General features: G+C 45.6%; 7 protein-coding genes, 1 rRNA gene, 1 pseudogene and 1 other annotated feature. Of the genes and pseudogenes, 5 read left to right on the forward strand and 4 right to left on the reverse strand.

Going from position 1 to position 8,942, the window contains the following annotated elements:
- Positions 1-188 (forward strand): annotated as a pseudogene (locus tag L4D12_RS24905) (group II intron reverse transcriptase/maturase); the annotation flags it as partial.
- Between the two features lie 81 nt (positions 189-269).
- Here L4D12_RS24905 and pheA read toward each other — a convergent pair.
- From pheA to bamD, 3 genes are all read right to left on the reverse strand, one after another.
- Positions 270-1,454: a prephenate dehydratase gene (pheA, locus tag L4D12_RS24910; protein WP_428450521.1), complete on the reverse strand. Its 1,185-nt coding sequence runs from the start codon at positions 1,452-1,454 to the stop codon at positions 270-272.
- Between the two features lie 23 nt (positions 1,455-1,477).
- Positions 1,478-1,599 (reverse strand) — a sequence feature (Phe leader region).
- 123 nt (positions 1,600-1,722) lie between these two features.
- Complete coding sequence (gene hpf / locus L4D12_RS24915) at positions 1,723-2,079, reverse strand: ribosome hibernation-promoting factor, HPF/YfiA family (protein WP_428450522.1); 357 nt, start codon at positions 2,077-2,079, stop codon at positions 1,723-1,725.
- 384 nt (positions 2,080-2,463) lie between these two features.
- Complete coding sequence (bamD, locus tag L4D12_RS24920; protein ID WP_428450523.1) at positions 2,464-3,189, reverse strand: outer membrane protein assembly factor BamD; 726 nt, start codon at positions 3,187-3,189, stop codon at positions 2,464-2,466.
- Positions 3,190-3,329: 140 nt separating this feature from the next.
- Here bamD and rluD point away from each other — a divergent pair, with 140 nt between their 5' ends.
- Both rluD and pgeF read left to right on the forward strand, forming a co-directional pair.
- Positions 3,330-4,304 carry a 23S rRNA pseudouridine(1911/1915/1917) synthase RluD gene (gene rluD, locus L4D12_RS24925; RefSeq protein WP_428450524.1) on the forward strand — a complete coding sequence of 325 codons (975 nt, stop codon included), beginning with the start codon at positions 3,330-3,332 and terminating at the stop codon, positions 4,302-4,304.
- A 1-nt stretch (position 4,305) separates the two neighbouring features.
- Complete coding sequence (gene pgeF, locus L4D12_RS24930; protein ID WP_428450525.1) at positions 4,306-5,037, forward strand: peptidoglycan editing factor PgeF; 732 nt, start codon at positions 4,306-4,308, stop codon at positions 5,035-5,037.
- 41 nt (positions 5,038-5,078) lie between these two features.
- Here pgeF and L4D12_RS24935 read toward each other — a convergent pair whose 3' ends face one another.
- A complete protein-coding gene (locus tag L4D12_RS24935) occupies positions 5,079-5,450 on the reverse strand; it encodes a hypothetical protein (protein WP_428450526.1) in 372 nt (123 codons plus the stop codon).
- A 285-nt stretch (positions 5,451-5,735) separates the two neighbouring features.
- Here L4D12_RS24935 and clpB point away from each other — a divergent pair, with 285 nt between their 5' ends.
- Positions 5,736-8,309 carry an ATP-dependent chaperone ClpB gene (gene clpB / locus L4D12_RS24940; RefSeq protein WP_428450527.1) on the forward strand — a complete coding sequence of 858 codons (2,574 nt, stop codon included), beginning with the start codon at positions 5,736-5,738 and terminating at the stop codon, positions 8,307-8,309.
- 548 nt (positions 8,310-8,857) lie between these two features.
- A 16S ribosomal RNA gene (locus L4D12_RS24945) occupies positions 8,858-8,942 on the forward strand; the annotation flags it as partial.

The raw sequence follows: 8,942 nt of genomic DNA on the forward strand, positions 1-8,942 counted from the left end.
GAAAGAAACAGCGAGGATATAAACCGCCGTTTAGTCACATACGAATGACAGGCTGGAGAAGCTCTGCGAGTCCGTTATCGAGCTACGCTATGACAAATCAATGGTTCAATGAACTTGGTTTAGTCAATATTGAACATGTTGTGACAGGGCATGTGTTCAGCACTTACGCTGAATGGAAATGTACATGAGCCGTATACGAGGTCCGTACGTACGGTTCTGTGAGAGGGATGAGGCGGCGACGCCTCACCCTACTCGATGCGTTATTGTGGTTATAACGCATCGTCAATGATTTCTACATCCGTGGGTTTGATGTTCTCGCTTGGGTAGCATCCCAGTACCTTAATGAAACGGGTTAGGCGAGTCAGCTCTTCTAACGCTTCTTGCATCACGTTTGATTTTAGATTTGCCTCAACATCCACATAGAACATCTCTTCCCACGGATTGCCAATCACGGGACGGGACTCTAGTTTGGTCATGTTGATATTGAGGTTGCGTAATACCAATAGACACTCAACCAGTGAACCCGCCTTTTGGGCTGTCGACATTATCAGCGTTGTTTTGGCTGGGATCAGTGAGATGACATTAACCGGTTTTCGGGCCACCACGATAAAGCGGGTAAAGTTTTCTTGTTGGTTAGCGATGTTTTCTTTTAGTGGCGTCAGGCCGTACAGCTCACCGCTAGAGGCATTGCCAATCGCGGCCACATTGGGCAGTTTGAGTTTCGCGACGTGTTGCATCGCCTCAGCCGTGCTGGAGCAATATTCTTGAGTGATATTCCCCATTGAATGCAGGTATTCACTGCATTGTTGATGGGGCTGCGGATGGGAATACAGAGTGTCTATATTTTCCAGTTGAGTATCAACGGCAGTCAGCAGGCAGTGTTCAATCGGCTGGGTGATTTCGCCGACAATTGACAGGCTGGTATGTTGTAATAAATCATACACTTCATTGATGGAGCCTGAGCTGGTGTTTTCAATGGGCAGAACACCATAATCGGCATGACCGCTCTCAACGACCTGTAGAATATCCCGGAAAGTGGAACAGCTTATTTCAACCAATTGGGTTTGCTTGTTGCTGAAATAGTGTCGGCTTGCCAGATGGGAGTATGAGCCTTTTGTTCCGAGAAAGGACACGCGTGCGACAGGCTGCAAGCTTTCTGGGTTGGTGAGTTTTTGTAGGTACGCTTGCTGAAACAGGACCGAGTCTTCGATAATGGTGTGAAAAATTTGAGTGACGTATCGAGCATCGAGCTGTTCAGCTTTGCCCGTTTCGATCAGACGCAGTAGTAGTTCTTGTTCTCGCCCTTGATCGCGAACAGGTTTGGCTGTTTGGATTTTGCTTTTAGCAACCTCCAAGCTTAACTGGCGGCGTTCTGCTAGTAGTTTAATGATTTCATTATCGATACGGCTGACATTTTGTCTGATGTCATTCAGTGAATACTGCGATTCGGTCATTGTCGTTCCCTGTCTGTAACTTATACAAAAAAGCCTCCCGGTAAGGAGGCTCTCTGTTCGTCTTTAGCTTGTTTCTCACGTAACGAAGAGCCCCCATTAAGGTGACATAAAAAACAAGTGAAAGAAAAACAGTTGAAATGGTTGCATGAATTATGTGTTGTGTGTTTTTTGATAGATATGGCTCAACATTATGCAGCCCGTACAGGCTTGTCAAGCACAAACTAAACAGCCCCGTGAGGCGGGGCTGTTTAATGAAATCCTCTAGAAGTTATGATTCTGTTTCTTCTTCAGCAATGTCGGTTTCTTCGACTTCTGGTTTATCGCTATGGCTAGCACGGCGAGCTGTGGGCTTATGAGCTTGCTTGTTCAGTTGGCGTTCTAGTTTTTGGTACACTTCAGTGATAGCGCCATACATATCATCGTGCTCTGCTGAGGCGACAAGTTGACCTCCCGGAATAGCAGCAGATGCTTCTACTTTAAATTGACGATTTGGCTCTGTGCTGATTACTACATGCTTGCTGATTAATGGTACCTGATATTTCTCCAACTTTTTGAATTTAAACTCAATACGCTCACGGATAGCAGGGGTGATATCTAGATTTTTACCGGTGATGTCTACTGTCATAATTATCGTTCCTCTTTTGCTACCCCTTGTTGGGTTGACTTCAGATTACTAAAATTAGGAATCAATAATGTGACAAAGATCACACTTGTTGCTTTGAATTATTTGCCTGAAAAAATCTGTGATCAATCTTGGTTTGTTGCAAGAAAGTTTGACGAAAGTACTTGTAGTCGGTTCTGTTGTTGGGGCAGTATGAAGGTATGTCAAACGCTGGTGGCTGGTGCTACGCAGGGGTTTTATTCGTTCCATAACAATCACTTGTGTGATATTTGAGCGCCAACCAAAACGCTAATCTATCCCAAATATTGAAGTGCTCAAGCTTGACGACTCACCAGCATAAAAAACAGCAGCCTAGGCTGCTGTTTTTTATGCTGTGAAAATCATGCATTACTCAGGGTTTAGTGCAATGAGCTTGCGTGTATTCTCTATTGGCGTTGTGAGCCCAAGTTTGTCATAGGCGATTTCCATCAATTTAAGTGACTGACGTGCCGCTTGGGTATCTGAATATTCACGCTGGATCAATTGAGCGCGGTTGATTGCTGCGACCCACGCTCCACGACGAATGTAGAAGTCGGTGGTTGCCAGTTCATAATCAGCGAGTCGGTTTTTCAAAAAGATCATTCGGGCTTTTGCATCAGCGCTATAGCGGCTATTCGGATAGCGTTCAAGCAGACGCTTAAAATCACGGAATGCATGACGAGCCGGTTCGGGATCCCGGTCGTGGCGATCAATATTGAAGATATCATGCATAAAGCTGCGATCTTGCGCCATGCTGGTTAATCCGCGCATATACAGTACCCAATCAGCTTTATCATGGACTGGATTTAGACGATTGAAGCGATCAATGGTGGCTTCACCTAACGCGAGATCATCATTTTTGTAGTAAGCGTAGATCAAATCAAGCTGTACTTGTTCAGAGTATGCCCCGAATGGATAGCGTGAATCGAGTGTTTCTAAACGTTCGATGGCAGTATTCCAGCTGCCGCTCTGCAGAGCTTGCTGGGCAGTCGCGTACAGTTCTGATGGCGGTACATCAGGTACCACTTCTTCCGTGGTTGAACAACCTGAAAGGATGGCCACGGCAAGAAGAGTCGTTAGGGTCAGGCGTTTCATTGTGGCGTCTGTTTCCTTACTTAAAAATTTTATTTCTATGGATCCATTACGGTCTGAGCCGTTAACAGATACAATGACACTATTATGTTATTTTACTCAGCGTTTGACATTTAGTCCCACGCTTTTTGAAAAAGTTCGCGATGGCACAGCAGATAGAGTTAACAAATACAGTAAATGATAGCCAGTTAGGCTTGCGCCTGGATCAGGTTATTGCTGAATTATATCCAGATTACTCCCGCTCTCGGATCAAAGAGTGGATCCTTAACGGTATGGTTGCAGTTGATGGGGATATCATCAAAAAACCACGTACCAAAATGATGGGCGGCGAAGAGCTGCTGATTAATGCTGAAATTGAAGATGAAATGCGTTGGGAAGCGCAAGATATCCCATTGGATATCGTTTTTGAAGATGAGCATATTTTGGTGATCAATAAGCCGCGTGATTTCGTGGTTCACCCGGGTGCGGGTACGCCTGATGGTACAGTGCTAAATGCATTGTTATTCCATTGTCCTGAGCTGGCAGAAGTGCCGCGTGCGGGTATTGTGCATCGTCTGGATAAAGACACAACGGGTCTGATGGTTGTCGCTAAAACGATTCAAGCGCAGACACGTCTGGTTCGAGCACTACAAAAGCGCAAGATCACTCGTGAATACGAAGCTATCGCTATGGGTAAAATGACCGGTGGTGGCACCATCGAAAAGCCGATTGGCCGTCATTCAACCAAGCGTATTTGCATGGCAGTGAATGAAATGGGCAAGCCAGCCATTACACACTACCGTGTGGCAGAGCATTACCGCGAGCATACCCGTATTGTTCTTCGCTTGGAAACAGGCCGTACCCACCAGATCCGTGTTCACATGGCGTATTTAAATCATCCATTGCTTGGTGATGCGATATACGGTGGTCGCCCTCGTCCACCACGTCATGCCTCTGCGGAGTTGATTCAGGCATTGCGTGCATTTGACCGTCAGGCGCTACATGCACGTATGCTGCGTCTTCAGCATCCAATTACGGGTGAGCTAATGGAATGGCGTGCAGCCTTACCTATCGACATGGTCGCGATGATGAGTATCTTGCGTCAAGATAAAGAAGAGCATCAAGAGGAAGAATACTAAGATGCTTATTATCCCCAACTGGCCAGCCCCCAGCCGTGTCCGAGCAGTTACCACGACGCGCCTCGGCGGGCACAGCGTTGTACCCTATCAAGGGTTGAATCTGGGTATGCATGTTGGGGATAATCAAACCGTGGTTCAAGCTAATCGCGATGATTTACAGCAAGCATTGTCGTTGGTAACGGCACCTGCTTGGCTTAATCAGATCCACAGTACCACTGTGATAGCGTTGGATAAGCCGTTATTGTCTGTGCCGGATGCTGATGGTAGCTATACTTGCCAGCCCGGTTTGGCGTGTACGGTGATGACGGCTGATTGTCTACCTGTCATTTTGTGTGATCGTGCAGGGACTCAGGTTGCAGCTGTTCATGCGGGTTGGCGAGGATTGGCTAACGGGATTATCGAAGCGGCACTGGCGTTGTTTTCAGTACCCGCCAGTGACATTTTAGCGTGGCTGGGGCCCGCAATTGGCCCGAGTGCGTTTGAAGTGGGCAGTGACGTGCGTGACCAATTTATTGCGTATCAGCCAGAGGCTCAACGGGCTTTTCAGGCTTATGGTGATAAATGGCTGGCTGATTTGTATCGTTTGGCAACCCAACGGCTGAATGCATCAGGTGTTGATCAGGTGTTTGGTGGAGAATACTGTACCTACAATGAGCCAGAACGTTTTTTCTCTTATCGCAGAGATGGAGTCACCGGGCGTCAGGCCACACTCATTTGGCTTACCGAAGCATAATGCCCAGGTCTTGGATACCAGTCGTTACTGGCTTTTCAGCTTTAATTGCATTGGCTAATATCAATAGAGATATGATGTTTGCTGTTTACCAACTGGGTCATGGCCTCAAACGATCCGGCATATTGGCTGCTTAGGCTGATCACTAATTTATTGTCATTTTCTGATTCCGTATACAAAGAAACGCTGGATTGAATCGAATGAATGGATTCAAACGCCGAACTCGACATGATCCCTCGTAAATAATCCACTTTTTGTTTGACGATTTGCCCCGCATTGGCGCCCGCCGCAAAATCCTCTACATACACTAAATTGACTTGTGCATTCGCACTTGGATCGCATGTTGCCCAGCTTGCTATTGGCAATAAACTGCCTACTAGTAGGACTGAGCTCAGTAAACAGCGATGACTTCTCATGGTGACTTCCTTCTTTAATGATGAATACGATTTAGGCTTATGGAGTATTGGCTTATATTCAATGAAGCAAAAATTGAATGTGATCTAATGCGAGATGCTTCACGTAACAGAGAGTCGTGTTGTGCCTGATTACATTGGCATTATGGATTGGCTATCCGTGATTATGTGAATTAATGCCCGTGGCAAAATTTTTGCTTGGGTCTTTAGTTGCTCATATGAAGAAAAATCAGTTGAAAAACGAGAGATGAATCACCATATCTATTGATAGAAAATAGAGGAGGACTTATGCGTCTTGACCGTTTTACGAGCAAATTCCAGATGGCTATTTCTGATGCTCAATCGTTAGCATTAGGACGGGACCATCAGTATATCGAACCGACCCACTTAATGGTGGCGTTGTTGAACCAAGAAGGTAGTACGATCCGCCCTTTACTGACATTGCTAAATGTCGATGTCGCATTACTTCGTTCCGGGCTCGCGGAACTGTTGGATCGTTTACCCAAAGTCAGTGGCATTGGTGGTGATGTTCAGCTCTCTCATGGTATGGGTATGCTGCTGAACATGTGTGACAAGCTGGCACAGAAGCGTAAAGATAAGTTTATCTCATCAGAATTATTTATATTAGCCGCGGTGGGTGATAAAGGTCCGCTAGGTAAGTTACTTAAAGACAAAGGTTTATCGGCTGAGAAAATAGAGCAGGCGATCGAGAAAGTTCGCGGTGGTCAAAATGTCGATGATCAAAATGCCGAAGAGAACCGCCAGGCACTAAAAAAATTCACCATCGATCTGACAGAACGTGCCGAACAGGGCAAGCTGGATCCCGTCATTGGGCGTGATGATGAAATTCGCCGAACCATCCAAGTCCTACAACGCCGAACCAAAAATAACCCGGTGATCATTGGTGAGCCAGGCGTTGGTAAAACGGCCATCGTAGAAGGGTTGGCCCAGCGTATTATTAATGGCGAGGTGCCAGAGGGTTTGCGCAATAAGCGTGTACTTTCGCTCGATATGGGGTCATTAATTGCAGGTGCAAAATACCGAGGCGAATTTGAAGAGCGACTAAAAGCCGTTCTTAATGAACTATCACAGGAAGAGGGTAGTGTTATTCTCTTTATTGATGAGCTTCATACCATGGTCGGTGCTGGTAAAGGCGAAGGGTCAATGGATGCTGGCAATATGCTCAAGCCAGCGCTTGCTCGAGGTGAGTTGCATTGTGTTGGTGCGACAACACTGGATGAATATCGCCAGTACATAGAAAAAGATGCTGCACTTGAACGTCGTTTCCAAAAAGTGCTGGTGGATGAGCCGACAGTTGAAGATACCGTGGCGATTCTACGGGGTCTGAAAGAGCGTTATGAGCTGCATCATCATGTTGAAATCACCGACCCTGCGATCGTGGCGGCTGCCAGTTTATCACACCGCTATATATCCGATCGTCAATTGCCGGATAAAGCCATTGATCTGATCGATGAAGCGGCATCAAGTATCCGGATGCAGATTGACTCTAAACCTGAATCTCTGGATCGACTGGAGCGCCGGATCATCCAGTTGAAAATAGAGCAACAAGCACTGGTTAAAGAATCGGATGAAGCGAGCCTAAAGCGTTTGACTGATTTGAGTGATGAACTCGATAACAAAGAACGTGAATATGCAGAGCTGGAAGAAGTGTGGAATGCTGAGAAAGCAGCACTTTCTGGTACTCAGCATATAAAAACCGAACTAGAGCAAGCTCGAATGGATATGGAGATTGCACGACGTGCTGGTGATCTTAACCGGATGTCTGAATTGCAATATGGTCGGATCCCTGAGCTTGAGAAACAGCTAGATTTAGCAGCTCAAGCTGAAATGCAGGAAATGAGCCTGCTTAAAAATAAAGTCACGGATGCGGAAATCGCAGAAGTACTGTCTCGCCAGACTGGGATCCCGGTTGCCAAGATGCTGGAAGGGGAGCGGGATAAACTGTTGCAGATGGAAGATGCGCTGCATCACCGAGTGATTGGTCAGGATGAAGCCGTAGAGGCTGTTGCCAATGCGATTCGTCGTAGCCGGGCAGGACTTTCTGATCCTAATCGACCTATCGGTTCTTTCTTATTCCTTGGCCCTACCGGTGTTGGTAAAACTGAGTTATGTAAATCACTGGCGAATTTTATGTTCGATAGTGATGATGCCATGGTGCGGATTGATATGTCCGAATTTATGGAAAAACACTCAGTGGCAAGGCTGGTTGGAGCACCTCCGGGTTATGTCGGTTATGAAGAAGGTGGCTATCTAACAGAAGCGGTACGTCGTCGTCCTTATTCTGTGGTATTACTTGATGAAGTAGAAAAAGCACATCCAGATGTGTTTAATATCTTGCTCCAAGTATTGGATGATGGGCGTCTGACGGATGGTCAAGGCCGTACGGTAGATTTCCGTAATACCGTTATCATTATGACATCAAACTTAGGGTCCGATCGTATTCAAGAGCATTTTGGTAGTCTTGATTATGAGGGTATTAAGGCATTGGTGATGGATGTTGTTGCCCAACATTTCCGTCCTGAGTTTATTAACCGAGTAGACGAGACCGTAGTGTTCCATCCATTGGGCGCTGACAATATTAAAAATATTGCTATTATTCAGATTGAGCGATTGGTGAAACGACTGAATGAACGTGGCTATTTACTGGAGCTTGATGACAGCGCTCTGGATTTAATTGCTGAAGCAGGGTTTGATCCGGTATTTGGTGCGCGGCCATTAAAACGAGCTATCCAGCAATATATTGAGAACCCACTGGCTCAAGACATTCTGTCAGGTGAATTGATGACTGGTAAGATGATCACCGTTAAAGCTGTCGATGGTTCACTGATCTGTGAGCAATAATGGGTAAACAGCTTAGATTCATTAATCTTACCGTTGTTCCATACGTGCAGTAAGATAATGGGTATAGATCAAACGCCGCCATTTGGCGGCGTTTGTGTTTTTACTCACAACGTTTTCAACGAAAAGTTAGAAAGAGATCGATAAACAGTGTGATTATTGTTGTTATCAATAACTGATTAGGTTGTTTTTTAGTCGGAAATTGGGGTGATTGGTTTTAGTCTGCGCTGTTGGTCGTTTTTATCAAAAAAAACAGAATTTCACTATTGCCAATGTGATCAATATCTCTATAATGCGACCTCACTGATACGGACAGCGGCGCTAGCCGGTGACGTAAGTAAGTATTGTTCTTTAACAATTTGACCATGCAATCTGTGTGGGCACTCGTGAAATGATAGTCAACAAAAGAATTATCAATGAAGCTGAGTGACCAATACAAAATGGCATATCTATTTATAGAGAAGTTATTTTGGCACAGTCAATTCGTTCATTACTTTGGTAATGAACAAACAGTATTTCATTGAGCCGCTATTTATAGCAGCAAACACTTTTAATTGAAGAGTTTGATCATGGCTCAGATTGAACGCTGGCGGCAGGCCTAACACATGCAAGTCGAGCGGTAACAGAGAGAAAGCT

It is taken from the genome of Photobacterium nomapromontoriensis (assembly GCF_050336815.1).
Classification (GTDB): Bacteria; Pseudomonadota; Gammaproteobacteria; order Enterobacterales; family Vibrionaceae; genus Photobacterium; species Photobacterium nomapromontoriensis.

Bases quoted from the DNA above. Each gene is read 5' to 3' on its own strand.
- hpf (WP_428450522.1), bottom strand. From the start codon at position 2,079: ATGACAGTAGACATCACCGGTAAAAATCTAGATATCACCCCTGCTATC.
- pheA (WP_428450521.1), bottom strand. From the start codon at position 1,454: ATGACCGAATCGCAGTATTCACTGAATGACATCAGACAAAATGTCAGC.
- bamD (WP_428450523.1), bottom strand. From the start codon at position 3,189: ATGAAACGCCTGACCCTAACGACTCTTCTTGCCGTGGCCATCCTTTCA.
- L4D12_RS24935 (WP_428450526.1), bottom strand. From the start codon at position 5,450: ATGAGAAGTCATCGCTGTTTACTGAGCTCAGTCCTACTAGTAGGCAGT.
- pgeF (WP_428450525.1), top strand. From the start codon at position 4,306: ATGCTTATTATCCCCAACTGGCCAGCCCCCAGCCGTGTCCGAGCAGTT.
- clpB (WP_428450527.1), top strand. From the start codon at position 5,736: ATGCGTCTTGACCGTTTTACGAGCAAATTCCAGATGGCTATTTCTGAT.
- rluD (WP_428450524.1), top strand. From the start codon at position 3,330: ATGGCACAGCAGATAGAGTTAACAAATACAGTAAATGATAGCCAGTTA.